Genomic DNA, 26,741 nt, shown 5'->3' with positions numbered 1-26,741 from the left:
AGCAACCATGCGGGTTTCAGGGCGATTTATTCCATCAGACCAGGTGGATGTTCGGTGGATGTTGGTGGATGGTCAGCCAGACCGCGTTGACCGCCAATCTAGCCGCCCAGTATAGTGCTGCGCCCATCGACCTATTGCAGCCCCTACTGCCACCATGACCGTCAATCTACTGCCTACGCTCCCCGAAGCGCTGCAAGTCCTGTCCCAGACCACAAGCACGCCCTGGACCCGTGCCATGTTCTTCAACGCCGTCATCGCCAACTCGCTGCCGCTTCGCGCCACCACGCCCATTGGCTGCGAACCAGTGATTGAATCGATAGGGGAGCAGCGCGATGCTCACTTTCCTCCTTTGGGGTATCGACGGCACGCTCTGCTGTCGCGGGCTACGACCATGAATCTGGCGATGCACGGAGAGGCGACCACCACCGGCGTGGCGCTCGAACCGGGCGACCCGGATTACATGACCTGGCCGGAAATCAAGGCCCGCCGATTGCATCGAGCACATGAACTGGCGCATGAGCCGCATACCGTCGAGCAGTTGGATGCACGACCGCATTGGGAACGGTGGCTCCCTGATGACTTCATGGGCGAGTCCGAGGTGTTCATGCTGTCACAGTGGGTGACGGTCACTGACGAAACTTGCCGCGTCCCGACCGAGACCATCGAGGAATTGCAGGCAAATGGAGCACCAACCGCAGAGCAGCCTCACAGCCATAGGGCTATCGTCGGCATCAAGCACCATATCAAACGCAATTCTATGGACGGGCCAATCGAGGCTGCCATTAAGCGGGCGGGCACGATGTCCAGCGGCGCCGTTTGGATTCACCTCCGTGAACTGGCTCTAGACAGCACGCCGCCGTTCACGGGGCTGGTGGAGGATGAGCTACTACACTTCACCGACGACAAAAACCGACCCACGACGCTGAGCAAGAACGCACTCAAAATGCGGTTGGTCAAGCATCGAAAATCCACGGGCCAGTAACGCCTATCGCGTTCAGCCAGCCGAAATCAGGTAAGGGTTGGTAAGGGTTGGTAACGGTTAGGAAGCAACATAGCGTCGAAAAGCACGACCACTGAAATGCTGGCGACTCCATAACAACAAGGAGTCATCATGCACCCTTCGTCTCACCAGTACGTCCCGCACCAGTGGGTCGCGCCGAACGCCGCAATGGCATACGGCAAATTCCTGTTCGCCACCAACTCCGCCCAAGACCAGATCATCGTCGGCAACAACGACAACAAGCCGGTCCGCCAGCATTTCGCGTTCGCCCACCCCTCGCTGCGCGACGAAAAGCGTACCCACGTCGGCACCGCCTGCGCGGCCTACTGGCTCGGTCGCAAGCAGCAAACGCTGCGCAGCTGGGCATGCTTCGAGGACGGGCCGATCCGCCCCATCCGAATCAATGGCCGCCTGGCGTGGTCTGTCGATGCGATCCGCCGCCTGATGGGCGTGGAGGGCATTCAATGATCGCTGAAGCCATCAAACTGCCACCGCCCCTGCGCGCCGCCAATCCAGTGCTGGACTACGCACTGGCCTACGCGAAACGTGGCTGGTCAGTCTACCCAATCAATGGCATTACTGACGGTAAATGCGATTGCGGCCACGATCACCCAGCCGTTCACAATGGTGCACATCCGTGCAGCTACTTCACCCACCTGACTTCGACGTGCGACCCAGCCATCATTCTCGGCTGGGTTGAAAAGTGGCCCAACATGAACTTCGCCGTTGCGACTGGCCGCAAACAGGAAGGCAGCGACTACGTACTGGTCGCGGTTGAGGTGCCCGCAGACGGTCTGCTGGGTGAAGAGGCAATGGCGCAAGTTGCAGCAAAGATCAATGGCAGCTTCCGCACCTGCGGGCAGGTACTCACCCCTAACGGCACGCGCCACGTCTACATCGAGGTGACGGCCGAACAGGATCTGAACTTCGGCCGCATCCAGAACGCCAAGATTCACGCAAAAAACGGCAGCGTCATGGGCGCCGGCTCGCTGCACCAGTCGGGTGCCACCTATCAGTGGGAAGGTCAGTCGCTGCCGGCAGTCACGGTCATCGCGGGTAGCGCCCATCTGAGCGTGACGTCCAAGATGACCGCTACCGCGATGGTGGTCAACACGTCGGCAGCCGTCCGCGCAGAAGAACAGAAACCAATCGAAGACGATGCCATTGCGTCTTACGTGCCGGATGCCGCATGCACCGATTTCCAGGCAATCGGGCAGGATGTCACCATGCGTATTGCCGTGAACCGTGCCATCGCAGCCGAATACATGACTGCCGGCTTCAAACTGTGCCGCATCGCCACGGGCACCAAAGGGCCAAAAACCAAGAACTGGCAAGACTCCCCGATCACGCTCGATCAAGTCACCCACGAAGGACTGGGCCTTATCCACGCCCTGTCGGGCACCTGCGCCATCGACTTGGACAACTTCGAGAGCGCAGTGGCGTGGTTCGAGGCCCGCAACATCGACCTGCTCGCCTTGCTGGCAGCTGACGACGCCGTTCAGATCAAATCCGGCCAACCGAACCGTGGCAAATTGGTATATCGCCTGCCGCGAGGTATCGCGCCGCTGGAGATCGTGCAAGTCAAGAATCATGACGGCTCGATGCTGATTGAATTCCGCTCCGCCAGCGTCAAGGGCTGCCAAGACGTACTCCCACCGACCATCCACCCGACCACCGGCAAACCCTACGAATGGGCCGGCGCGGGCGACTTCAAAAACCTGCCAGAGCTGCCGCCCGCCGTGCTGGCCTTGTGGCAGAGCATGCTGGTCACGAAGGCCGCCATGAATTCGCCAGCAAAGCCTGCTGCGGCGCCCGTGGGCTACCGCATTCCAGAGGGCGGCCGTAATAACGCCCTGTTCAAGCTGGGCGGCAACATGGCCCGCCTCGGTCTGTTGCCAGAAAGCATCCGCGCCGCCCTCAACATCGAGAATCAACACCGCTGCAAGCAGCCGCTGCCTGAGAACGAAGTAGACCGCATCGCCAAGAGCGCGGCAACGAACAGCTATGGCGCAAAAGAAGCTGCTGGCCACATGTCCGACGCTGATTTCGACAATGAAGCCTTGGAATTGGCCGAAAAGGCGGTTGTTGAAGCAGACATGGCTTCGAACGTAATCGATTCCACGGTGAAGGTAGAACTGCCCGGTGTGATGCGCGATATTGCGGCCTGGAGCGCGCGCACCGCCCGCACCGTCCAGCCCGCGTTCGAGCAGTGCACGGCCCTCGCCGCATGTTCCAGCGTGCTGGCCCGCGACTTCATTGGCAGCAGCGGCTCGCACACCAATACGTACACGATCGTGGTTGGGCCTTCGGGAAGCGGCAAGGAGAACGCGCTGAGTACGGTAATCAAAATCCTCGACGCATACGACCCGGTTCGCCGAGCGGGCAAGCCGGCAAGCGACACTGCCGTGCTGACGGTCATGGGGCGCAATCCGGCCAGCACGTTCGTCATGGATGAGCTGGGCGAAGTGCTGCAGAGCGTCTTTGCCCCGAGCGCAGCGAGCTACCAAGCCCGTATCGGCACGACGTTCATGGATTTGTACACGAAGGGCGGCGAGAATTATCGCGGTACGGAGTACGGTATTCAAGACAGCAAGAAAGTGAACGGCCGCGAGCGCACTGATTTGTCCAGCCCTTGCCCGTCAATCTTTGGTGCCACCACCGCCGTGACCTTGTTTAAGGGTATGTCGGACGACGTGATCGGCAGCGGTTTCCTGCCACGCATCTTGTATTTCCGCGCACCAGACAAGATCCCAATGCCCAACTTCGACCGCGCAAACGAGCCGATCCCGGAGTCCGTGATCGCGTGGCTGACGGCAATCAAAGACCGCGTGGAGAAACATGCGCAGGCGATCAAAGAGAAGGGCGACCTGATTGGTGCGGCAACCCATCGATACCAGCCAATTATGGTGCCCTATTCCGCCGCCGCCGCGCGGTTGGTACGCCAAGCCCAGTTGCACATCGTTGACCGCCGCAATGCCTGCGTGGACGAGTTGGAGAGCACCATGCTGACCCGCACCGTCGAGAACGCAAGCCGTGTAGCGCTGACGCTGGCACTGGCCACCGCCCCATGGGCAGAAGAAGTTGATGCTGAACACTTCAAAGCGGCGCTTGCAATCGTCATCAACGCCACGAACGCCTTCATGGCCGACATCCGCTCCCACCTTTTCGGCAGCAAGCATGCCAAGATCGAAACGCTCGCCTACACGCAGATCGTCGCGCACTTCAAGAAGCACGGCAAGCCGATCACTGAAGGCATCCTGGTTGATCGCTGCAAGGTCTACGGGGCGGCGGCGCTGAAAGACCGCGAACAGGCGATGAAGGCGCTGGAAGGACAGGGTAAAGTCACTATCAAGAACGGCCGCTCCCGCGCCTACCTTCCGCGCGGCTAATCAGCAGCGCGACACCTACGCCGCCGTCGCCAGCTCTGGCGCGGCGTCATCCTCAGCGGCTGGCATCACACCGGCCTGCGTCAACATCCATTCCTCAATCTTGATGTGCCACATGCGCAGCAGGTCGAGCGGGCGCCGGATATAGTTCTGCTCCCGCACACCCTGCGGCGCGTGGCCCTGAATCTGGGCCGAAATTCCAGCCGGCATCTCGATCCACTCCGATAAGGTCGCAAACGAACGGCGCAGACCGTGCAGCGTCAGGTGTGGCAAGCCTGCGTTCTTCACCGCTTGGTTGTGGGCATATCTTGGCTCGGCCAGCCTGCCGGATTGCGCCGCCAGACTGCTGAACACCCATTCATTCCGACGCGGCAGCGCTTCGATCAGACCAGCAACGTATGGCGTAAGTGGTACAACCCGCTCGTCCTCGACCTTGTCACCCAGGCGCAGACTCAACCAAGTGAAGTCAACATCGGTCCAGCGTAAATGCGTCAGTTCCTCGCGACGGCATCCGAGCAACAGCAGGCTCTGCAAGTACCCGGCTATGACTGGATTTCCAACTGCCCTCACCGCCTCAAACCACACCATCAATTGCTCTTTTTGCAGCAAATCTTTCTTGACCTTCGGTTTCCCTACAGCCTTAGTCACTTTCTTGCTGCTGGCCGCGTTCCCCGCGACCAGCGCGGCGTAGTCCTTGTGCTCCATGCACCAGTTCAAAAAAGCCTTCAACAGCCTCACGCCCAAGCGTGCGCTGGCAGGGCGGGTGGTGGCTTCGTCCTTCGCCCACGCCTCGACGCGATCATGGTCCAAGGTCGCCAACGGCAACGGCGACAGCGCCGCTAGAGGGCCAGCCTTAGTTTCTTTGGTACCGCGCTTCCGTGGCAAACCACCTTCCTGGATCAGCTTGACGTGGGCGCGAAGGTGATGCGCGGACCAACCACCCTCCTTTTCCCGCACATAATCGGCCCAAGCCATGCCCACCGTTATCCGCGCCCTGCGTTCTTGAGCAGCGGTTTCAGCCTTCGCGCCTGCTTCCTCTTGCTCCCGCGCCTCACGCGCAGCCTGCTCCGCCGACAAGGCATCCTGGCGCACTGCACGGGGGTCTTGGCCGTGATCGATCTCAGCCCGGTACTTGTTGGCGATGCGCTGCGCTTCTTTGATGGTGTAGGTGGCCACGTCGCCGATGGCAATGCGTATCACCTGACGTTTCAGTTTCCCCTGAAAGATGTATGTCTTGGTCGGCTCGGTCTTACCCTTGCGCGTAGGCGTTACCCGGACTGCTAGGCCCGGCGCTTCCTCGCACCATAAAAAGTCCTGGGCCTTGCCCGGCTCGCAGGTGAAAGCTGCAATACGTGCTGCCGTCAATCGAATCTTTGCCACTGCTCCCTCATTCCTTGTACCCCATTTGTACCCCAAATGGCTCAACGGATGGCAGTATATCAATTAACAAAAATCAACACAAGGAGTAACGATTTCCATCTAAGTCATTGATTTTTATTGAAATATATCGACACAAATCAACACCCACGAATCTTCCTGAATAGGTTGTTTTGGCGATTTGTAATCATCAGGTGGCCAGTTCGAAACCGGCAGTCGGCACCAGCAATATCCAGCAAAAAGCCCAGCCCTTACCGGCTGGGCTTTTTGCTTTTTGCTTTCTGGTCTCATGTAGATGCCATGTGAATTTTTGGAGGGTAGCGGCACTTGCTTGCGAAATGCCAGGGTGCGCCCGCGCTACATTCCGTAATGCTTGGATAGCTTACATATTGTAAATAAATCTATAATAGGTAATCCAATCGCCGGAATGGAGCTAGCTCATGAAACGTCGCGTACGCTCACTGATCCACGGGCCATCTTTGGTCTTGATGGTCTTCCTGATCATGGCGCTAGGCAGATTACTGTCACTGCTCATCCCTACTGAATTTTACTTTACCTTCCAGTCGTTGTTTTCGGATCGGCCATCGCGCACGGTGGTGCTGTCGCTGCTTCTAAAGATGTCAGCGCCGTTACTTGCCAGCTTCATCAGTGGCTATTGGCTGTACCGGCGGGGTGGCGGTCGAGGCACCAGCACCTGCCATAGTTTTTACAAACGCTTGAGAGTCCAATGGATGCCTACCTTTTTCTTGGCAGGCTTCAGCGCTGCTTTCCTGTCAGCTTGGCCCATCATTGTCTACTGGGATCTGCTGTCGAACCCGGAAATAGGGCATCTGAAACTCACCTTCTTTGGCATATATGCACTGTACATGTTCGCCTTTGGGTATATAACATTGATGGGCTTACTTGCTGCAGTTTTCGTCGGTGAGCATCTGGACGAAATCCCTGCTGACGAGAAAATGGTGTCGAAAAAAGAGCTGGGAAGGGTCGGCGCACTGTGGTTGATTAATTCGGGCATCGCAACTTCCATCATGGGAGTGATCACCAAATGACGCTACTCCGAAGCCTGCGGGCTCTCCCGCGGCGAGCCCGCAGGCTGCTGCTGCCACCTTCGATGCTCACCGTGGCCCTAGCCGGTGGCGTACTGGCGCTGTTTGCGATGTTTTTGATCACACCGCAGCAACTCAATTATCTAGCGGCCCAAAAAGATGGGCCGACCCCGATCCCGGTGATAGTCACGCCGATGGAATCCGCAGGTGCAGTACCGCCGGTCAAAGTAACCGGACAGGACGAATACATCCGACAACGTATCGGCATCAATATTCTTCTGCAGTCCGGCTACCTGACCGGCGCCAGCGTCAGCAAACAACCTGGGGAATGGCCAGAACAGCGCTATCTTTTGCAGATGAACCAAGAAGTCACAGCCGCCGCAGAGCTACCGTCCGAAGACACGGATAGCAAGCAAGTGGCGCAGCGTAAGATAAATGCGGCGGAGTTGGCCATCGCTGCGGTGGCGGTTGAAAAATTTAACCGCACTGGCTTACATCGCTGGATGGAGTGGCACTATGCCCACGCCTACCTCCAGCTTTTCGGCCGCCTGCCGGACCTATCGCTGGGCCCAGCACAAATCCGGATTTCCACTATACGCCGGATCGCAGCCCAGGCTGGTATCAAGAACAAAATGTATGCAAGCTTCAGAGGCTCCGACGACAGCTTGGGCGCCGCTTTGGCAGACGAACGCCAATCACTACAGATCGCTGCACTGGTCATGTTTCATCTGTCCAGGGATGGGGCCGACGAGCAGGAAGTCTTGCGTAACTATGCCGGCGCGCGCGCTCATACCGCCGCCACCGTTGACTACGCACCTATCGTGCAATGCATGGCAACGTTGGTGCGCGGTGACGGCACTTGCTAGAATATCGCCGAGGTTCGATGGGCACTAAACTAGCCACAACATGCTCCATCCTCGAAGATTCGAGGCCCGCGACGGTTGAAGCGAAACGAAACCTTTAAGTCTCACGATGGCATCAAGCACCAAATCGGGCTGGCGAGAACGGTTGCGCGTCGGTGTAAGGTGCGCGGTCCTCGATCAGATCGGCCAACAAACGAGCACTGGCCGGCCCCAGCGTAAAGCCCTGATGCCCATGGCCGAAATTGAACCACAAGCCCTTATGCAGCGGCGCCCGGCCGATCACCGGTTTCATGTCGGCGCAACAAGGTCTGCTTCCTAGCCAAGGATCGGCCTCCACCGGCTCGCCCAGCGCCAGCAAGCCTCGCGCTTCTGCTTCCGCGCCGGTCAGCTGGTGCGGGGTCGGACGGGCGTCCTGGTGGGCGATTTCAGCGCCGGTGGTCAGGCGCAGGCCGCGTCGTTGCGGCGACAGTACGTAGCCGCGCTCGGCATCCAGCATCGGCAGCTTGACGCTGGCGCCGCCGGTGTAGTGCCGGTGATAGCCGCGTTTGACAAACAGCGGCAGCCGATAGCCCAAGCGACGCGTCAACTGCGCGGCCCACGGGCCCAGCGCCACCACCGCATGCGCGGCGTCGACCGTCCCTTGCGTCGTGTCGATCTGCCAGCCAGAGGCGGTTTCACGCAGGCTCTCCGCATTCCCGACAAGCAGGCGCCCGCCCTGCTGCTGAAACAGCCCCGCATACCGCTCCACCAACGCTCCGGGATCGCTGACGCTCCAGGAGTCCAGCCAGTGCACCGCACCCGCCAGCGCGATACGGAAAGCCGGCTCGGCTGCGGACAGCGCATCGCCATCCATCGGCGCAAACACAATTCCGTACTCGCGCTGCAAGCGCTCCGAGTCCAGCAAGGCCTGGTCGAATGCCTGCGGCGTGCGATACACCAGGCGCAGGCCCTCTTTGCGCACCAGATCCTGCGCATCGGCCAACGCCATGTAGCGCTCATGCTCACTGGTCGCATGCGCGATCAGGCTGGCGTACTGGCGGCTGATTTGCCGATGCCGCTCCGGCGCCGACGCGCGCCAGTATCTGAACAACTGCGGCAGCACCGACAACAATCCTCCGACGTGGTAATGCACGTCCAACGAGCGCCGCAACGCGACCGACAGCAATGTCCCTATATCGCGCGGCATGCCATACGGTTCCACAGCTTCCCGCTGAATCACGCCGGCGTTGCCGTACGAGGTTTCCTGTCCAGGCGCGCGCCGGTCCACCAGCGTTACCGCATGACCGCGCAGCGTCAATTCCAACGCGGCACTGACGCCGACCATGCCGGCGCCCACTACCAATATCTCCTGTGCCATCGGCCGCGCTCAGCTTGGGGTTGGCTCGGCCGCGACCACCGTCAGCTCGACGCGTGCCGACGGCACAACCAGCGCGGCCACCACCGTGGTACGCGTCGGAAAGGGAGCACTGAAATGCCGGCGATAGATCTCGTTGAATGAGGCGAAGTCTTCTTGATGGCTCAGGTACACCGTCACTTGCACCACATCCGCCAAGGTCAGGCCAGCGTCCGCCAGCGTGGCGCCGATGCGCTGCAAGGTCAGGTCGGTTTGTGCCGAGATTCCCTCGGGGATGGAACCGTCCGCGTTCAGCGGCAACTCGCCGGACAGGAACACCAGACCGCCCGCACGCCGGATCTTGGAAAACGGCAGGCTTGTATTTAACGACATGGAAAACTCCTTTGGTTTGAAAGGTATTTCATTACATCACAGTGCGCAGTGTCCACAGCTCCGGGAACAGCACCACGTCAAGCATCTTGCGCAGATAGGAAACGCCCGAGGTGCCGCCCGTGCCACGCTTGAAACCAATCACGCGTTCGACCGTGCTGACGTGACGGAAGCGCCACAGCCGGAATGCCTCTTCGACATCCACCAGCGCTTCGGCCAACTGGTACAGATCCCAGTGCCGTTCGGGACTGCGATACACCTCCAGCCAGGCCTGCTCGACAGCCGGGCTCGCCACATGAGGCTCGGTCCAGTCGCGCTGCGTATGCTCGGTGGGAATGGCAAAGCCACGGCGTTCGAGCAACATCAAGGTCTCGTCGTAGAGCGACGGTTGACGGTAAGTCAGCTCGACATCGAGCAGACGCCCGGCGTGATGCGCGTGCGGCTTGAGCATCGCGGCATTCTTGTTCCCCAATAAAAATTCCACACAACGATACTGCCAACTCTGAAAGCCTGAGCTGTTGGACAGATAGGGCCGGATGGCGCTGTATTCGGGTGGCGTCAGCGTCGCCAGCACATTCCAGGCGTCCACCAGTTGTCGCAGAATCTGACGCACACGGGCCAGCATCTTGAACGCGCTGTCCAGCTCATTGTTCGCCACGCAGCCTATGGCCGCCTGCAACTCGTGCAGCAACAACTTCATCCACAGCTCGCTGGTCTGGTGCTGGATGATGAACAGCAGCTCGTTGTGATCCGGCGACAAGGGACGCTGCGCGTCCAGCAACTGATCCAGATGCAGATAATCCGAGTAGCTCATCTCCCTGGAGAAATCGAGCCGGGCCCGCTCCTCGTGCACGATGCGTTCTGTCGCCCTCACGTCACCACCTCGCGCTGCTGGAAGCGCGTCTCGTGCGCGGCGCCGGACGACAGCACCTGCTCCAGTCTATCCACCGCGTCCCACACGTCGACAAAGCGCGTGTACAGCGGCGTAAAGCCGAAACGCAAAATGTCGGGCGCGCGAAAATCGCCGATGACATCACGCGCAATCAGCGCCTGCATGATGGCGTAGGCATCGGTGGGGTGCGACAGGCAAACCTGACTGCCGCGCAAGTGAACCGTGCGCGGCGTGACCAACTTCAGACCGTGCCCGGCGCAACGTTGATCGACCAGCTCGATAAACAGCTGCGTCAAGGCGAGCGACTTGGCGCGCAGCGCCTGCATATCGCCGGCCGCCAGCAGCGTGTCGACGCCACACTCCAGCGCCGCCATGCCCAGTACGGCGGGCGTGCCGCACAGGTAGCGCCCCACGCCCGGCGCCGGCGTGTAGGTCGGCGTGAACTGGAACGGTGCCGCATGGCCGAACCATCCCGACAGCGGCTGCGTGCAACGCCCTGCGTGGCGCGGATGGACCCACACGAAGGCCGGTGCGCCGGGTCCGCCGTTCAGATATTTGTAGCCGCAGCCGACCGCGAAATCAGCATCGTCCCGATGCAGGTCCAGCGGCACCGCGCCCGCCGAATGCGCCAGATCCCACAACACCAGCGTGCCCTGCGCATGGGCGCGGCGGTTGAGCTCCGCCATGTCGTGCATGCGGCCGGTACGATAGTTGACGTGGGTAAGCATCAGCACCGCCACTTCGCCATCGTCCAGCAACGGTCCCAGCTGCTCGACGGCGTCAACCAGCAACAGCGTGCAGCCCTGCTCGCGGGCCAGGCTGTCGGCGATGTACAGATCGGTGGGAAAGTTATCCCGCTCCGAGACGATCAGACGGCGGCCCGGATGATCCTGCCTGGCGATGGCGAGCGCGGCATGCAGCGTCTTGAAGACGTTCACGCTAGTCGAGTCCGCCACAACCAGTTCGCCGGCCCCGGCGCCCACCAGACGCGCGATCTTGTCGCCCACGCGGCGCGGCAGGTCGACCCAGCCCGCCTTGTTCCAGCTGCGTATCAAGCCCTGTCCCCATTCGCCGCGCACGACCTGACTCACGCGCTCCGGCGTGGCGCGGGGTAACGCGCCCAGCGAATTGCCATCGAGGTAAATCAGGCCAGGCGGCAAATCGAACAACGCCCGGTGGCCGGCCAGTGCATCGTCGCGATCCCATGCCTGCGCTTGTTCCCGCGTCGTCATTGCAGCGGCGGCGCTCATGCTAGCTCCGGCGCCGGGTTCTCGACCGCGGGAAAATAATCGCGGCCGCGCGTCCGGTACGGCAGATGCGCGAAATCCATCGACAGCGCCGCCCCGGTTTCAACGATGTGGCAGTCGGTGGACAGCGCCTGGAACTCGGCGTAATAGTGATGGCTGGATTTCACAGCGATCACCCGTGCCTCATGCAGCGGCACACCGAGTCCGGTGAACGCGCTCGGCGACAGGGTTTGCTGGCGCCGGCTGATCAGCACGATGTCCGTGGCGCCGGCGCGCACCCATGCCGCCCGTCCCAGCGGGTCGCTCATGCCGGCAGTCTGTTGTGTATGGCGCTCTGCGGTCGCCCGCACCACGACTTCCACTTCCAGCGGTTGGCCCGATACAGGGCCAGCCTTGCCGCCTATGCGCAGATGCAAGCGCGCCCCCACCCCGGCCGCGTGGCACAGCTCGACCGCCTCAGGATCCCACAGCATGCCCACCGCGCTGCGCAGCTCGGACCGCTGCAGCAGGGCCGCCAGCAACACCGTATGGTCGCATGGCGCGCCGCCGCCAGGATTGTCGCCCGCATCGGCAACGATCAACGGCGCCGCGCCTGCGGGCAACGCCGCCAGCGCCTGATCGATGCTCTGCAAGGTAGGCCGCAACGCGTGACGCAAGCGGTAAAAGCGCTGCGCCAGCTCCTGGGCCACGCTCGCGGCCAGCGAGCGGTCGCCGTCGGCCACCACCAGCACCTTGCTGCCGGCGTCGGCCACATCCCCCCAGGGGAAGCCATGCACCAGGCTGGCCGACAGGATGCCGGGGCGACGCTCCACCTCGTACAGGGCGGCGACCAGGCCGCGCATCGGTTCCGACGTGGTGGGATAAAAGCCAACCATGCGGCAATCGACCACGGCCATGACGGGCTTGGTCGCACCGCTGGCGGCAGCGCGGCACAGCTCGAACAATTCAATCGCCCGCTGCTCGAAATCGGTATGCGGATACTCGCGCATCAGCACGATCGCATCGGCATGCGTCGTCATGGCGGTGCTGAGATGGCAGTGCGGGTCCAGTTCGACCCCGATCACGCAGCCGGCGCCGACGACCTCGCGTACCGCGCGCAACAAGTCGCCTTCGCAATCGTCCACGCCTTCGGCCGCCATGGCGCCGTGCAGGAACAGCAGCGCCATGTCCAGCGGCATCGCCTGCCGGACCCGCTCGACGAGTTCGTCGCGCAACTGGGCATACGTGGCCGCAGGCACGCGGCCGGCCGGTTGTGCCATCGCGTACAAGCCCTCGTGCAATTCGTCGCCATAGTGCTGCGCCAGACGGCGCCATTGGCCGCCAATCGCGCCGGTCTCGGTCAAGGCGGCGGCAGTAATGGGGCCGCGCACGATGCCGAGCTCCTCGAACGCCTCCATCGTGGTGGGAAAAGTGGAAAACGTGTTGGTCTCGGTGACCAGCGCGGAGGTGAAGATTTTCATTGAACAGCTTCCTTATGCCAGAACGCGCGCAGGCGCGAAGTCAGTAACAACAGCATCAGCAGCGCGGCAACCAGCGGCAACACCGGCGCGCCGATCCACACCACCACCAGGCGCGACAGCGCCGCAGGCGGTGCGTCCACGCCGAGTCCGCCGACCCAGTCCAGGCCGAATCCAACCACAATGCCGCCCAGGGACTGGCCCAGTTTTTCCGCCGAAAACAATATGCCCAGATACATGCCCAGGCTCTCGCCCTCGCCCGAGGATTTGGTGGCGGCTTCCATCGCCAGCGTCGAGATCAGCACGGTCAGCACGCCGAACGCCAGCCCGAACACGACGGACGCGGCGATCATTTGCCCGTTGCCACGCGCCCCGGCCGTCAGCCACGACACCCCGGCCAGCGCCACCAGCAGCGCGCCGCCCAGCACTGTCTGCGGCGGCGCGCGCCGCGTCAGCCACGGCGCCGCCGTCACACCGGCCAGCACCGACAAGAAGATCGGCGTCAGCAGCAGCGACAGATTGTCCGGTTGCGCGCGCAACAGGTGCTGGTTGGCGTAAGGCAGCGCCGCGAACAGCGCCGTGCTGCTGGCGCCCAGCAATATCAACAGCATCACGACGCAATAAAAGGCCCGGTTGCGCAGCGTGCGCCGCAGCGCCGGCAGCAGGGACAGCGATGCTTCCGCGCTCGGTCCGTCGCGCATCGGCACGCGACGCACCACCAGCCAGCAGGCGCCGCTGGCGGCAATCGAGGCCAGGCCCAGCACCAGCGCCATGCCCAGGTAGCCGCCGTGGAAGGTCTTAAAGCCCGACACCAGCTGTGGCGCCAGCACCGACACCGCCAGCCCCGCCACCGTCTGCCCCAGCGCGCGCGCCGACATCAGCGTGCTGCGGCCCGCCATATCGGCGGCGATGTCGCTGGCGATGGCGGTGTGGGTCACCGCGAACACCGTCAGCATCAGCGATTGCAGCACCAGCAGCACGCCAAACGCCGCCACCCGCAACGGCAGCGCCAGGTCGGTCATTGGCAGGAACATCAACACGCTCAGCACTGGCAAGGCACATGCGATCAGCATGAGCAGCAGGCTGCGGCTGCCCAGTGCGCGCGCCCAGGCATCGGCGCGCCGGCCCAGCCAGGGGTCGAGCAACAGATCGGCGAACTTCGGCAGCGCCAGCAGCACGCCGGCGACGCCGGCCGGCACCTGCGCGTACTCCGTCAGGTAGTACAGGAACAGCAGCGGCACCACGCCGGAGGCCAGCGTCGAGCCGAGCGGGCCGGCGCCGAAGCCGGCCACCACCAGGCGCGCAGGTGGACGCGGTTCAGCCATGAGCGCCCCCCTCGTCCAGGTTCAGGCCACGGGTGCGCGCGGTATCCAGCACCAGCCGGCGGCGCTCGCCCGCCGCGCCGCTCAGACGCAGCGTGCCCGCCAGCGGCACCGCCGGATCATCGCAGCTGAGCAGGCAGACGTCGGCCAGCAGCGGCTCCAGCTTGTAAGTGTTGCGGCCGTAGAGGCCGGCGATCCGCATGCTGCCCGGTTCGGACTTGATGACGATGTCGGCGCCCAGTTCCGTGCTGACCCAGTTGCCCGCAAACTGCGCCAGCGTCAGCGCGGCCCGGTCCTCGGCGGCGACGCGTTCGCAACGCATGCGCCGTCCCTGCTGGGTGACGTCGATGGCGTGGACCTTCCCCGCCGCGTCGCGCAGCGCCTCCACCTCCAGCACAATCACCGACAGCAGATTGATGTGCAAGGTATCGCCGCTGCCCTGCTGCAGCGGCAGCGGCATGCCGAAGTCCTTCAGGCACAGCACGCCCTCCTGCAGCACGATGGAGTAGTGGCGGCCGCTGGCGCGGCAGTAATAATCGCCGCCGCAGCTGTCGATCAGCGCCGGATCGGCCGGCGTCGCGGCCGGTTCCAGCGTCTCGTCCAGCAAGGCCGCCAGCAACTGTTCCGCCAGCGCCGGGGCCGCCTTGTCGCTGCGGTTGGTGATGACCACGATCTGGATGTCGTGCTCCGGCGCCGCCAGCATCTGGCAGGTGCCGCCGACCACGCCGCCGGCGTGGTGCACCAGCGTCACGCCGCGCCACTGTTCACGGATCAGGCCGAAACCATAGGGGGTGACATAGCCATTGTTCAGCTCGGTTGGCGCCAGCATCTCCATCGACAACGAGGCCGGCCACAAGGTCGGCGCCAGCAGGTGCGCCAGCCAGCGCTGCATGTCGTCCAGCGTGGAGGCGACCCCGCCCTCGCCCAGGATCACCGAGGGGAAGATGCCCTTGCCAAAGCTGCCGTCCGGCCGTGCGATGTGGGTGGCCGCGCTGCCCGGCAGGGGATCGAGATCGCTGCTCCACAGCGAGGTGTCGTGCATGCCCAGCGGCTCGAACAGGTACTCGCTCATGGCCTGCGCCAGCGGCATGTCGAGCACCCGTTCGATGACCATCGACAGCATGCGATAGCCGCCGTTGTTGTAGATGAACTGGGCCCCGGCGGCGAAGTTGTCGTCGTGCTGGCGGCATTGGTAGTCGAACGCCGCCTCGCCCGGCACCAGCACCATGCCGTTCGACAGCAGCGACAGGTCGAGGTAGTCGCGGGTGCCGCCGGTGTGGTTCATGAATTGCCGCAGCGTGCGCCGGCCCTGGGACGGCGGCAGTTCCGGCAGCCAGCGCGACACCGGCTCGTCGATCGACAACTTGCCCTGGTCGCGCAGCAGCAGCGCCAGCGTGCAAGCCAGGTGCTTGGTGGTCGAGCCGATCCGCATCTTGGTCGACGGCGTGTTGACCAGGCCCGATTCCAGGCTGGCCAGTCCAAAGCCGCTGCGCAGCAGCGATTTGCCGCCGCGCCGCACGCTGACGATGGCGCCGGGGGCGCCGGCGCCGGCGAATTCATTCATTACAGCTGCCAGTTTTTCGATTTCAGTGTTAGCCATTGCATACTCTTTCAAAGTAAAATAAATAATCATTCATTTTTAATGTCAGCCATGCCCAAAAGAGATGAGCGCCACATGGCGTCGATGCGCAAACAGATACTCACTGCGGCCCAGATCGTCTTCGAGAAAAAGGGCGTGCACGCGGCCACGATGAGCGACGTCAGCACCCAGGCCGGCCTGTCGGTCGGCTCCCTGTACGTCCACTTCCGTTCCAAGGAGGAGGTGCTGTTGCAGCTGATCGATTCCGGCGTCAACGGCGAGCCGTTCGACGCCTGCGCCACCGCAGGCGAGTTGCTCGGTCTGATCGAGGCCATCTTGCAGGCGCTGGAGGCGCCGGGTTCCGCCAGCCAGGCGGCGTGCACCGCGCTGGAAGTGGCCGCCATCGCGCGCCGCAACGCCGAGGTGCAGGCGGTGGTGGTGCGCAACTTCACCCGCCTGCGCGATGCAGTGCTGGGGGCGGCGGCGCGCGTCGCCAGCGACGGCGGCACGCAGGATGTGCAGGCCATCGGCGAGGCGCTGATGTCCTTGCTGTTGTCGGCGCAGGCGCAGATGCTGATCGGCGTCCCCTCCTGCAACGACGCCAAGCTGAAGGCGGCGCGCATGTTGATTACGCAACTGCATGGGGCACCGGTGCGGGTGAAACGCTATACGGCGCCGCTGCGGCCGACGGGCTCGGACTGAACGCCGACTCGGCGTAGCTGATGCAACCGCCGTGATACAGCGCGGCCGGCGTGGTGTCGCTGGCCATGAACAGGGGCGCGTCGAGATCGACCAGATCGGCGCCCTGGGCCGCGATAAACGCCGGCAACAGCGCCATCGAACGGCCGCCCATGCAACCGATCATCACGCGCAGGCCGCGCCGCCGCGCTTCTGCCGCCAGCGCCAGCGCCTCGCTCAGTCCCCCGCATTTGTCGAGCTTGATGTTGGCCACCTGGTAGCGCGCCTGGACGCGATCCAGATCGGCCATGGTTTGCAGGGATTCGTCGGCGGCCAGCGGGATCGGCGCGCGCATCCGCTCCAGCGCGCTGTCGGCGTCGGCCGGCAATGGCTGCTCGATCAGCTCCACGCCGTTATCGACCAGCACCGCCATCATGCGGTCGAGATGTTCGAGCGACCAGCCTTCGTTGGCATCGATGGACAGCCTGACATCCGGCCGCACCTTTCTGACGGCGATCACGCGGGCCGCGTCCTGCTCGCCGCCATCGAGCTTCAGCTTGAGCGCCCGGGCAGACGGCAGAGCCAGCGCCGCCTGCGCCATCAGCTGCGGCTCGGCGACGCCCAGCGTGACCATCGTGACCAGCGGCCGCACGCGGGCAAGGAACGCTTGCCGGTAGGTCGGCTCGCCGCGCGCGGCGGCGGCCAGTTGCCAGCAGGCCCAGTCCAGCGCATTGCGCGCGCCTCCCGGCGCCATCCGGCGCACCGCACCCCAGACGCCCAGCAAGTCGGCGGGCAGGTCCGGCAGCAATGTCTCGATCTCGCGCCGCATGCTGGCGCCGCTATCGCCCCGGTAGAAAACACCCGCCGCTTCGGCATGCGCCACGTTCGGCCCATGGTGTACCGCGATGCGCAGCACGGATTGACCGGTGAGCGTGCGGCCGGCTATCCGCAGCGGTTGCTTAAACAATACCTCGTCGATAAAAGTTTCGATGTGCATGGTGGTATGAACTCCGTATCTCACTTGAAGGACTTGCTGAGTTGCAGGCCGAAGGTGCGCGGCGCGATCAGATTGATCCGGCCCGGGCCGCCCAGCGAACTCAGGGTGGTATCGGCCGCGGTCTGGCCGCGCCGGTCGCCCAGGTTGCGGATGAAGGCGGACAGCGCGAATTGTTCGAACTCGATGCCGCCGCGCAGATCGACGGTGGCGTAGCCCGGCATGCGATACAGCGGTATGCCGGGCGCGGCGGAGAAGGTGTTGAAGCGCTCGCCGGTGTAGCGCGCGGTGGCGCCCACATAGGCGTCGCGGCCGCCGAGCTGGAATTCGCGGTCGGCCTGCAGCGCGGTCGACACACGGGCCGTGTCGGGCAAGCGTTCGCCGGCCTTGCCGCCCAGATCCGAGCTGGCGTCGAGCAGCTTGGCGTCGATGACGCTGAGCGCGGAGGACAACCGCCAACCGGCGATCGGCGCGCTGCGCAAGGTCCACTCCAGCCCCCGTGAGCGGGCGCTGCCGGCGTTGCTGATGCCGCCGAAGCCGCCGCCACCGCTGAACACCTGCATGTTTTTCCAGTTGATCTGGTACAGCGCCAATTCCGATGCCAGCAGGTTCGGCAGCAAATCGCCCTTCCAGCCCAGCTCGTAACTCCACAGGCTGTCGGAGCGGAAGGCGGGCTTGTTCAGAGGCTCGCCGGTCAGCGGATTGCGGATCACAGGCAAGGGGCCGCCCGGACGGTAGCCGCTGGCCACCCGCGCGTACAGGGCCTGCCTGGCGGCGGGCCGCCAGCGGGCGGTCAGCATCCAGGTGGTCACACCTTCGGACGAATCGGCCGCCGGCTGCGACGCCGGCGCGAACAGTCCGCTGAGCTGATTGTCGAGATGCTGGCGGTTCTGGCTGCGGCGCACGCCCAGTGACAGGTCGGTCTGCTGGCTGGTGTAGTACGTGCCGGTGCCGAACAGCGCCGCCTCGCGGAAGGTGGAGGGAAACGTGGCGTCGAGCAGCAGCGGCGCGACAGGCTGCCGCTCAGCGTTCAGCGGATCCATGTGCTGATTCTTGGAGCCATCCTCGCTGGTGTAGAAGGCCCCGGCCAGCCACTCGAATATCTTGCTGCGCGGTGAAGTCAGGCGCACTTCCTGGGTCAGCTTGCGGTTGTAGAACGAATAGCCCAGGGCGTAGCCGGCGGCGTTGATGCCGGCCGCGCCCAGCAAAGGCACATAGAAGGCCGATGGGTCCATCCGGCCGTGGTTGGTGGAGCGCTGCCAGCCGCTGATGACGTCCAGCGTGGCCCATTTCAGATCGGCCTTGATCGCCAGCGAAACAAGATCGTTGCCCACATCGACCGGCTCGGAGATAAAGCGCCGTATGGTATCCGCGCCATCGACCGGCTGCATCGTGGCCAGGTTCATGTCCTCGGCAGTAGTGCCATCGTGGCGCTGGCGTTGACTTAAGGCGGTGACGCGCAGCGACAGATCTTTATTCGGCGTGAGCAGGAAGGCCAGCCGCCCGCCCGAGGTGGTCGAGCCATCGGACGCGCCGCCAGGATGATTCAAGTCGCGGATGAAACCACCGTCCGCGCGCCGGTAGAGCGTGGCCCGCATCGCGGCCACGCCCGGTTTGAGTGGTGTGTTGACCACGGCGCGCAACACGTGGCCGGATTCGCCGCCTTGCTTGCGTGACAGCTCGCCCGTGGCTGTCACGCTGAACTCGCCGGTGTCGGGTTCGACCGCGGCATACTTGATCAAGCCACCCATCGCGCCCGCACCGTACAGCGTGCCTTGCGGTCCGCGCAGCACCTCCACATTGGCCAGGTCGAACAAGCCCAGATCGAGTGCGCTGGAGCCGCCGCCGGCATAGGCGGAGCTGGAACCGAACGGCACATCGTCGATATACATGCTGACCGTGGCGCCGACCTGCGAGCCGGTGGTAACGCCGCGCATGGTGATCTGGCTCTGGCCCGTGGCGCCGCCCGCCTGGTTGAGATTGACACCCGGCAGCAGTGCCGCCAGGTCGCCCAAGGACTGATAGCCGCCGCGCTCCAGCGCCTCGCCTTTGACCACGTCCACGCTCAACGGCACTTCCCGCGCCGGTTCGCGGCGGCGCTGCGCGGTGATGGTCACAACCTCGATCGGCTCGCCGTCGGCGCTCGCCGCCGGCGCGGTGACAGCCTCGGAGGCAGGTGGTTCGGCCCAGACGGCAATCGGCAGCGTGCCACACGCCACCGCCAGGGGGAGATATGTCAGTTTCAATTTCGAGCCAGAACCACGGTCACACGTACGCATCGTCGTCTCCATAATGAATGAACATTCGTTTTTTTAACGATTATGCGCGTGCTATTGCGAGCAGTGCAAGCGATATTTTCGACGCGGTTCTTTGCTTTCCAGATGATAAAAAATGCAATAGCATGCAGATATCTTTCCACCGACGGAGAATTCCTTGGCCCCAGCAAACACCCTGATCGACCGCAGTCTGCGCATCGCCATCCTTGGCGCCCTGCTGGCTTTTCACGGACTGGTGGTCGTGCCAATGACGTTCAACGCCGTGCGCAGCGGTGAAAAAATGGCGGAGCCGCTGCCGCCGGACGAGCGTGGCGCGCTGGTCGGCCGCACGCTGTTTTCCGTGCGTGAAAATTATGTGATCCCGGAAAAAACCCCGCTGGTCGAAGCCGCGCTGCGGCGCCGCGCGACGGACGGTACGTACGACGAACTGGGCGAAGGCCGCGACCTGGCCCACAGCATCTCCGAAGACATGCAAGTGGCCGCATCGGACCGCGAACTGCAGCTGGAATATCTGCCGCTGCCGGTCGCCGGCGAAACGCCGCCGGGCACCGTGCGCGATATCGAGCCGGTCGAATCCTGGCCGCAGAGCTGGCTTACCGGCGCGCAGCGCGCCATGGGCGACGGCGGCGTCTGGAACGTGCAGATCCTTGAAGGGAATATCGGCTTTCTGCAGATTCTCAAGTTCGACCACTTCTACAACGCCCGCGACAAATACGCCAGCGCGATGGAAAAGCTGAAGGACACGCGCGCCATCATCATCGACTTCGGCCTGAATGTCGGTGGCTGGCCGGAGGCGGCCAATACCTTCGCGACCTACTTCTACGACCAGCGCATGCATCTGGGCGATATCTACTACCGCAAAGACAATCTGACCGTTCAGAACTGGACCGATGACCAGCCGATCGGCCCGCGCTACGGCAGCAAGCGGCCGGTGTACATCCTAACGACGCGCAACACCCACGGCACGGCGGAGGCGCTGGCCTATGCGATGCAGAAGACGGGACGCGCCACGATCGTCGGCGGCCCCACCATGGGTAGCGCCCATCTGGCGGACCGCTTCCCCTTGTCCGAACATTTCCAGGCCTGGGTGCCGGTGGCCCGCGCCATCGACGCTACCACCGGCGGCAACTGGCAAGACCGTGGCGTGCGTCCCGATGTGGAATGCCTGCGCTGCGATCCCAAGAACATCGCTCACAACCTGGCGCTACAGGGGAAGACCAAGCTCTAGGCCTGATCCAAAAACCACACTTGAATATGCGTAAATATTCCTCCCGCGCGCAGCGCCGTTAGCACGGCATCGCGCTACACTAGCCGCTCGCCCACCTGCCTGAGGAATCGAGACATGACACGCAAAACCGCTGCCGATTTTGACCCGGAAGTATTGAAGCTGTTCGACCAGTACGTACATGGCGGCATCTCGCGCCGTGATTTCCTGTCGTCGTCGGCGCGCTATGCGGTGGGCGGCACCACGGCCGCCGGCCTGCTCGCCACGCTCAGCCCCAGCTTCGCCGCCCCGGTCGTCAACGCGGACGACCGCCGCATCAAGGCCCGCTTCGTCGAGCTGCCTTCGCCGCAGGGCAACGGCACCGTGCGCGGCTACCTGGTCTCGCCCGCCGACGCCAAGGGCAAGCTGCCACTGGTGCTGGTGGTGCACGAGAATCGCGGCCTGAACCCGCACATCGAAGACATCGCCCGCCGCCTGGCGCTGGACGGCTTCATCGCCTTCGCGCCGGACGCCTTGTTCACGCTGGGCGGCTACCCCGGCGACGAGGACAAGGCGCGCGCCCTGTTCGGCAAGCTGGACCAGCCCAAGACGCGCGCCGACTTCGTCGCCGCCGCGCGCTGGCTGCAACAGCAACCGGAAGGCAATGGCAAGCTGGGCGTGGTCGGTTTCTGCTTCGGCGGGGGGATTTCCAACTACCTGGCCACGCAGTTGCCGGAACTGGCGGCGGCCGTGCCGTTCTACGGCGGACAACCGGCGGCGGCGGACGTGGCGCGCATCAAGGCGCATCTGCTGATCCATGACGCCGGCAACGACGAGCGCATCCGCGCCGGCTGGCCTGCCTATGAGCAGGCACTGAAGGATGCCGGGGCGACCTATCAGTACCACGTGTATCCGGGCGTGGAGCACGGCTTCAACAACGACACCACACCGCGCTACGACGCCGCCGCCGCCAAGCTGGCCTGGCAGCGCACGACCGACTTCTTCCGCGCACGGCTGGCTTGAGGCAGGCAGCGGCCTATTCGTATTTGGCCTTCAACCGCTGCCATTCGGGATCGTCCTTGAGCTGCCGGATCACGGGGGCGATCCTGTCGTAGACCAACACTTTGGAATGAGGCACCAGGAAACGGCGCTCGGTGAGCTGGGAGGGCAACTCCTGCAGTTGGAACTTGCCCGCGTCTATCGCGTGCACCTTCATGTAGTAGCGCACGATCGCGCCGGCGGCGGCCACGCTGTCCACACGGCCCAGCCGCAGCTTTTCCAGGTTGTGGTCGTCGCTGGCGGCGTCGCTGCGGACCAGGCCTTGCTGGTGCATCCAGTCTTCCAGATCGGGATAGCTGTAGCCAAGCACCATGCCGACCGTGCGGCCGGCCAGCGCGCCGGGCTTGGACATGTTGAAAGCCTGCCCCGCAGGCAGCACGATGACGTAGCGGTCGGTATCGAACGGCGCGGTCCACAGGTATTTTTTCTGCGCGGCGTCGTCAAACCAGTGCGGCATCATGCCGATGACGATGCCGTCCAACTCGCCCCGCTCCACTTGCAGCTGCAAGCGCTTGCGCGGCAGATAGATCAATTTAAAACTCAGCTGGCCGAGTTGTTTGCGGTTCAGGTACGCCACCATGTCAGAATAGATGCCGCCGCCGTCGCCGATCACCAGTGGTGCGACACGGGCGCTGGTATAAACGTTGACGACCTCGCCCCGCGCCGCTCCGTGGAGCACGCCCAAGCACAATATCGCCAGCGCCGTCAGGGACATTTTCATAGTTGAAATATAGCATGGCCCGATTTAAGCTCGCCCTAACCTTGACCTTGCTACAATGCTCGGATGCGTAACGTCCTGGCCCTCTTTGTCGCGGTGGTTTTCGTGCTGTACAGCTCCGTGCTGGCAGCCGCGCCCGCGCATGCCTGCTGCAAGAGCGCCGATTGCCCGGTGACGCAGTGCGTGGCGGCCGATTGTCTGCCGTCGGCGATGCCGGCCGCCCTGGGCGATATCGCGCAACAGGCGACGCCGCCCGCCAGCGTGGCGGCGCAATGCCCCGCCCCCGCCATGCTGCCTCCCCCACCGACCAAAGTGTGGTGTCCTCCCGACTGACGGTGAAAGTGTTTTCGATCAAGCAAACAACTTTTACTTTTATAAGGAAACACCATGAAATCGATCATCATCAAAGCAACGGCCGTGACGGCCATCCTGCTGGCATCCGCCGGCGCCTACGCCAGCACCATGGATTGCTGCGGCGGCCTGGAGTGCTGCGTCAAGATGCTGGCCTGCTGCTTCTAAGCGTTAGGCTGACGTAAAGAAAGGGCCCCTCGGGGCCCTTTCTTCATTTTAAGACTTGGCGAAGGCCAGGAAGTCGGCGTTGAAGCGGTCCTTGTGCGTATCGGTCAAGCCGTGCGGCGCGCCCGGGTAGACGATCAGCTTGGCGTGCTTGACGATGGCGGCCGAGGCTTTGCCTGCGGCGTCGATCGGCACGATCTGGTCGTCGTCGCCATGGATGACCAGCGTCGGCTTGTCGAACTTTTTCAAATCCTCGCGGAAGTCGGTCTCGGAGAAGGCCTTGATCGAGTCATAGGTATTCTTGTGGCCGGCCTGCATGCCCTGCGCATACCATGCCTGGATGATGCCCTGCGAAGGCTTGGCGCCCGGACGGTTGTAGCCGTAGAACGGGCCGGAGGCGATGTCCAGGTACAGCTGGGCGCGGTTGGCGACCGAGCCGGCGCGGATGCCGTCGAACACTTCCATCGGCAGGCCGCCCGGGTTGGTGGCGGTTTTCAGCATCAGCGGCGGCACGGCGGAGATCAGGCCCAGCTTGGCGATGCGCTTGGTGCCGTGACGGCCCACGTAACGCGCCACCTCGCCGCCGCCGGTCGAGAAGCCGGCCAGGATGATGTTTTTCAGGTCCAGCGCTTCGATCAGCTGCGCCAGGTCGTCGGCGTAGTGGTCCATGTCGTTGCCGTCCCAAGGCTGGCTCGAACGGCCGTGGCCGCGGCGGTCATGGGTGATGACGCGGAAGCCGTTGTTGGCCAGGTGGAAGGCGGCCGATTCCCAGCTGTCGGCGTTCAGCGGCCAGCCGTGGCTCAGGATCACCGGTTGGCCGGTGCGCGGGCCCCAATCCTTGTAGTAGATCTCGACGCCGTCGCGGGTGGTGATGGTGCTGCCCGTTTTGCTGACTGCGCCACCATGAATGACCGGCGCGGCCTGTGCGCTGCCCCCGGCAAACGCGGCCAGCGGCACGGCCACGGCGGCGACTGCGGCGCCGGCGCCACCGAAGATGGCGGAGCGGCGGGATGGGTTCACTGCTTGGTCTTGGGTAGTTTTGCTCATGATGGACTCCATTTTAGTTAGTTAACGATTTAATAGGAAACTACATTTCTACATTCTTACTGGCGATTCTTGTGTTGCCCACGTGCCCAATATATATCGCACGCTATTCAATAGCAAGCTATTTCAATCAATTCTTTTACAGCAACTTCTTCCTTTTAGTTGATACTTGGCTACAAGGGCCTGTGCTACAGTGCTTCGCACGTTTGGCCTTGCGATGGGTTGAATCTTAGGCCAGCCGGCGCATTTGCGGAACAGACAGCCCTGCAAGCTGGCTTTGCAAAAATGCAGCCCTCCCCCATGAAACGACATCCTCCATGCCCTCAAATACCGAATTCGACTGGAACGACATCCCGCTGATCCTGACGCTGGCGCGCAGCGGCAGCATGAGCGCCACCGGCCGCCAGCTGGGCGTGGACGCCTCGACCATCAGCCGCCGCATCGCCGCCGCCGAAAAAGCCCTGAAGCTGCGCCTGTTCATCCGCGATAACACCGGCTACCAGCTGACCGACGCCGGCCAGGTCTTCGTCCAGCACGGCGAAGCGGTCTACGGCAACGTCCAGAGCATGTTGCAAGCCTCTACCCAGGAGGCTGACGCCACCGCCGGCCCGGTTAACATCACCTCGATCGACTTCCTGTTCGACTACTGGCTGCTGGACCACGTTCCCGCCCTGCACGCGCAGCATCCGCATCTGCAGTTGACGCTGCAGGCGGAAAACCAGAACCTGTCCTTCACCCGCCGCGAGGCCGATTTCGCCCTGCGCCTGGGCAAGCCGGGCGAGGATGCGGCGCTGGTGATGCGCAAGCTGGGCGATCTCGGCTTCGCCGTCTACGGCCACGCCAGCTTCGCCGACACGCCGCGCGCCTGCTGGGGCACCCAGCCGTGGATCGCCTACGACGACGCGCTGGCCGGCACCGGCGAAATGCAGTGGCTGGCGCAGATGGACCCGCAACCGCGCAAAGTGCTGAAGGTGAACAGCCTGAGCACGATGGTGCGCGCCTGCCGCGCCGGCGTCGGCATGGCGTTGCTGCCCTGCCTGCTGGGCGAGCAGGAAGATCTGATACGCATCGGCAGCGGCGTCGAGGTGCAGCGCGATATCTGGCTGCTCAGCCATCGCGACGCCGGCTCCATCGCCCGCTTCAAAACCGTCTCCGCCTGGCTGACGCAGCTCTACGCCAGCAATCAAGACCTGCTGTGCGGCGCAGTTTCAAACCGCTAATCCGCATTCTGCCCCCTCGTTTTTGCAGTTCGTCACATCCCGATGGATGTACGGGGGCCCCTTGTCTATAGTTCACTCAACGCAAGACAAAACGCAGTGAACCACACAACCCAAGGAGCTCAAAATGAACATCGCCAAAAACATGGAAGCCATCTTCGTCGCAGCAATCGTCGTCGCCAGCGCCACCTCGTTCGCCACCGCAGCCGTACCGGCCATGCACAGCGCAGCCCCGGTGGCAGCAGTCGCCGCCAAGGCCGACACCAGCAAAATGCAGGTAGTCACCGTCAGCGCCAAACGCCTGACCGCCGCAGAAAAAGCAGCACTGTAATTCACGCAGCAACCCTCGAACAACGACGGAGCGCATCATGAAAAAATATCTGCAGGCTGCAATGCTGGCCACGGTACTGAGCAGCGGCGCCAGCGCCGCGCTGGCGGCCGATGTGATCAGCGAGAACCGCAGCGTCGATGCGCGTGCCGTCAACATCGACCTTGATGGCGTCATCAGCCTCAAGGTCAAGCAAGGACCAGTCGCGTCGCTGACTCTATACGGAGAGGCTGACGCGCTGAAAAAAGTGACGGTGGAGCAGACGGGCGATACGCTGCACATCGGCACAAGCAAGATCCGCAGCTTCAGCTTCGGCAACAAGCAGTCGCTGCGCGCGGAGCTGACGCTGCCGAATCTGCAGCAGGTGGTGTCGGGCGGCGTCGGCTCGACCGAAGTCGCCGGCTTCAGCGGCGACAAGCTGCAACTGAGACTGGACGGCGCGGGTTCGGTGAAAGTCAATGCCCAGTATCGCAACGTCGACGTGAAGTTGGGCGGCGTCGGCAGCATGACCGTCAACACCGGCAACAGCGACAACGTCGATCTGAATCTGCACGGCGCCGGCCATATCGAAATGACGGGCCAGACCAGGCAACTGCACGCCACCCTCGGCGGCGTGGGCGGACTCGATGCACAGGCGCTGCGCGCCGATGCGGTGGACGTCGACATGACAGGCCTGGGCAGCGCGTCGGTGTACGCGAAGAACAGCGCGAACATGAAATTATCGGGCATGGGTTCGGCCAAGGTGTACGGCAACCCGGCCAGTCGTAACGCCAGCACCCGCGGCATGGGCAGCATCAGCTGGCAGTAAGGAATGC

25 protein-coding genes are annotated in these 26,741 nt (G+C 63.4%); 13 read left to right on the top strand and 12 right to left on the bottom strand.

The window, feature by feature from the left end; genetic code table 11:
• Positions 1–235: 235 nt before the first annotated feature.
• From GEV02_RS10740 to GEV02_RS10730, 3 genes are all read left to right on the top strand, one after another.
• Positions 236–982 (top strand): hypothetical protein, encoded by a 747-nt coding sequence (locus tag GEV02_RS10740; protein ID WP_152837967.1) that lies wholly within the window; start codon positions 236–238, stop codon positions 980–982.
• Positions 983–1,111: 129 nt separating this feature from the next.
• Positions 1,112–1,468 carry a hypothetical protein gene (locus GEV02_RS33670; RefSeq protein WP_328595782.1) on the top strand — a complete coding sequence of 119 codons (357 nt, stop codon included), beginning with the start codon at positions 1,112–1,114 and terminating at the stop codon, positions 1,466–1,468.
• Positions 1,465–4,389, top strand: coding sequence for a bifunctional DNA primase/polymerase (locus tag GEV02_RS10730; protein WP_174999047.1), 2,925 nt, complete (start codon positions 1,465–1,467; stop codon positions 4,387–4,389). Before GEV02_RS33670 ends, GEV02_RS10730 begins: the two co-directional genes overlap by 4 nt.
• A 15-nt stretch (positions 4,390–4,404) precedes the next feature.
• Here the strand turns inward: GEV02_RS10730 and GEV02_RS10725 are convergent, their stop codons facing one another.
• Positions 4,405–5,766, bottom strand: a complete 1,362-nt coding sequence (locus tag GEV02_RS10725) for an integrase family protein (protein ID WP_328595781.1) — start codon at positions 5,764–5,766, stop codon at positions 4,405–4,407.
• A gap of 437 nt (positions 5,767–6,203) precedes the next feature.
• Here GEV02_RS10725 and GEV02_RS10720 point away from each other — a divergent pair, with 437 nt between their 5' ends.
• The gene (locus GEV02_RS10720) at positions 6,204–6,812 is read left to right on the top strand and encodes a hypothetical protein (protein ID WP_152837964.1); all 609 of its coding nucleotides are present in this window, start codon (positions 6,204–6,206) and stop codon (positions 6,810–6,812) included.
• A 62-nt stretch (positions 6,813–6,874) separates the two neighbouring features.
• Entirely contained in the window at positions 6,875–7,675 is an 801-nt protein-coding gene (locus GEV02_RS10715) for a hypothetical protein (protein ID WP_152837963.1), read from the top strand.
• Positions 7,676–7,787: 112 nt separating this feature from the next.
• On the opposite strand, the gene GEV02_RS10710 is transcribed toward GEV02_RS10715, so the two are convergent.
• From GEV02_RS10710 to GEV02_RS10680, 7 genes are read right to left on the bottom strand one after another with little or no spacing between them, the layout of a single operon-like run.
• Positions 7,788–9,029: an NAD(P)/FAD-dependent oxidoreductase gene (locus GEV02_RS10710; RefSeq protein WP_152837962.1), complete on the bottom strand. Its 1,242-nt coding sequence runs from the start codon at positions 9,027–9,029 to the stop codon at positions 7,788–7,790.
• A 9-nt stretch (positions 9,030–9,038) separates the two neighbouring features.
• Positions 9,039–9,398 carry a RidA family protein gene (locus tag GEV02_RS10705; protein ID WP_152837961.1) on the bottom strand — a complete coding sequence of 120 codons (360 nt, stop codon included), beginning with the start codon at positions 9,396–9,398 and terminating at the stop codon, positions 9,039–9,041.
• A gap of 31 nt (positions 9,399–9,429) precedes the next feature.
• Positions 9,430–10,269, bottom strand: a complete 840-nt coding sequence (gene kynA / locus GEV02_RS10700; protein ID WP_328595780.1) for a tryptophan 2,3-dioxygenase — start codon at positions 10,267–10,269, stop codon at positions 9,430–9,432.
• On the bottom strand, positions 10,266–11,519 hold the full coding sequence (kynU, locus tag GEV02_RS10695; protein WP_152838082.1) for a kynureninase: 1,254 nt from the start codon (positions 11,517–11,519) through the stop codon (positions 10,266–10,268). The genes kynA and kynU overlap by 4 nt, the downstream gene beginning before the upstream one ends.
• Before the next feature lie 14 nt (positions 11,520–11,533).
• The gene (locus GEV02_RS10690) at positions 11,534–12,994 is read right to left on the bottom strand and encodes a M81 family metallopeptidase (protein ID WP_152837960.1); all 1,461 of its coding nucleotides are present in this window, start codon (positions 12,992–12,994) and stop codon (positions 11,534–11,536) included.
• Positions 12,991–14,316, bottom strand: coding sequence for an MFS transporter (locus tag GEV02_RS10685; RefSeq protein ID WP_152837959.1), 1,326 nt, complete (start codon positions 14,314–14,316; stop codon positions 12,991–12,993). Before GEV02_RS10685 ends, GEV02_RS10690 begins: the two co-directional genes overlap by 4 nt.
• Positions 14,309–15,913 carry a serine hydrolase domain-containing protein gene (locus tag GEV02_RS10680; protein ID WP_174999045.1) on the bottom strand — a complete coding sequence of 535 codons (1,605 nt, stop codon included), beginning with the start codon at positions 15,911–15,913 and terminating at the stop codon, positions 14,309–14,311. Before GEV02_RS10680 ends, GEV02_RS10685 begins: the two co-directional genes overlap by 8 nt.
• A gap of 51 nt (positions 15,914–15,964) precedes the next feature.
• Between GEV02_RS10680 and GEV02_RS10675 the strand changes: the two genes are divergently transcribed.
• Entirely contained in the window at positions 15,965–16,594 is a 630-nt protein-coding gene (locus GEV02_RS10675) for a TetR/AcrR family transcriptional regulator (protein WP_174999043.1), read from the top strand.
• On the opposite strand, the gene GEV02_RS10670 is transcribed toward GEV02_RS10675, so the two are convergent.
• Positions 16,521–17,567 carry an enolase C-terminal domain-like protein gene (locus GEV02_RS10670; protein ID WP_152837956.1) on the bottom strand — a complete coding sequence of 349 codons (1,047 nt, stop codon included), beginning with the start codon at positions 17,565–17,567 and terminating at the stop codon, positions 16,521–16,523. The genes GEV02_RS10675 and GEV02_RS10670 overlap by 74 nt on opposite strands.
• A 20-nt stretch (positions 17,568–17,587) precedes the next feature.
• Positions 17,588–19,810, bottom strand: coding sequence for a TonB-dependent receptor (locus GEV02_RS10665; RefSeq protein ID WP_174999041.1), 2,223 nt, complete (start codon positions 19,808–19,810; stop codon positions 17,588–17,590).
• A 187-nt stretch (positions 19,811–19,997) separates the two neighbouring features.
• On the opposite strand from GEV02_RS10665, the gene GEV02_RS10660 reads away from it, so the two are divergent.
• Positions 19,998–21,068 carry a S41 family peptidase gene (locus GEV02_RS10660; RefSeq protein WP_152837954.1) on the top strand — a complete coding sequence of 357 codons (1,071 nt, stop codon included), beginning with the start codon at positions 19,998–20,000 and terminating at the stop codon, positions 21,066–21,068.
• A 114-nt stretch (positions 21,069–21,182) separates the two neighbouring features.
• Positions 21,183–22,067 carry a dienelactone hydrolase family protein gene (locus tag GEV02_RS10655; protein WP_152837953.1) on the top strand — a complete coding sequence of 295 codons (885 nt, stop codon included), beginning with the start codon at positions 21,183–21,185 and terminating at the stop codon, positions 22,065–22,067.
• A gap of 13 nt (positions 22,068–22,080) precedes the next feature.
• Here GEV02_RS10655 and GEV02_RS10650 read toward each other — a convergent pair whose 3' ends face one another.
• Positions 22,081–22,824 (bottom strand): substrate-binding periplasmic protein, encoded by a 744-nt coding sequence (locus GEV02_RS10650; RefSeq protein ID WP_152837952.1) that lies wholly within the window; start codon positions 22,822–22,824, stop codon positions 22,081–22,083.
• Positions 22,825–22,887: 63 nt separating this feature from the next.
• On the opposite strand from GEV02_RS10650, the gene GEV02_RS10645 reads away from it, so the two are divergent.
• Both GEV02_RS10645 and GEV02_RS33535 read left to right on the top strand, forming a co-directional pair.
• Positions 22,888–23,154, top strand: coding sequence for a hypothetical protein (locus tag GEV02_RS10645; RefSeq protein ID WP_152837951.1), 267 nt, complete (start codon positions 22,888–22,890; stop codon positions 23,152–23,154).
• A gap of 54 nt (positions 23,155–23,208) precedes the next feature.
• Positions 23,209–23,340, top strand: coding sequence for a hypothetical protein (locus tag GEV02_RS33535; RefSeq protein ID WP_268878626.1), 132 nt, complete (start codon positions 23,209–23,211; stop codon positions 23,338–23,340).
• A 48-nt stretch (positions 23,341–23,388) separates the two neighbouring features.
• Here GEV02_RS33535 and GEV02_RS10640 read toward each other — a convergent pair whose 3' ends face one another.
• The gene (locus GEV02_RS10640) at positions 23,389–24,384 is read right to left on the bottom strand and encodes an alpha/beta fold hydrolase (RefSeq protein WP_152837950.1); all 996 of its coding nucleotides are present in this window, start codon (positions 24,382–24,384) and stop codon (positions 23,389–23,391) included.
• A gap of 314 nt (positions 24,385–24,698) precedes the next feature.
• On the opposite strand from GEV02_RS10640, the gene GEV02_RS10635 reads away from it, so the two are divergent.
• The 3 genes from GEV02_RS10635 to GEV02_RS10625 all read left to right on the top strand — a co-directional run bounded on the left by GEV02_RS10635 (position 24,699) and on the right by GEV02_RS10625 (position 26,734).
• A complete protein-coding gene (locus tag GEV02_RS10635) occupies positions 24,699–25,601 on the top strand; it encodes a LysR family transcriptional regulator (RefSeq protein ID WP_152837949.1) in 903 nt (300 codons plus the stop codon).
• A 124-nt stretch (positions 25,602–25,725) separates the two neighbouring features.
• Entirely contained in the window at positions 25,726–25,929 is a 204-nt protein-coding gene (locus GEV02_RS10630; protein WP_008443885.1) for a hypothetical protein, read from the top strand.
• A 37-nt stretch (positions 25,930–25,966) separates the two neighbouring features.
• Positions 25,967–26,734 carry a GIN domain-containing protein gene (locus GEV02_RS10625; RefSeq protein WP_152837948.1) on the top strand — a complete coding sequence of 256 codons (768 nt, stop codon included), beginning with the start codon at positions 25,967–25,969 and terminating at the stop codon, positions 26,732–26,734.
• Positions 26,735–26,741 lie beyond the last annotated feature (7 nt).

Origin of the sequence: Rugamonas aquatica, assembly GCF_009380215.1 — a bacterium.
Lineage (GTDB): Bacteria > Pseudomonadota > Gammaproteobacteria > Burkholderiales > Burkholderiaceae_D > Rugamonas > Rugamonas aquatica_B.
Note: the sequence above shows the minus strand (reverse complement) of the source record. Positions and strands in the feature narration are given on the sequence as shown.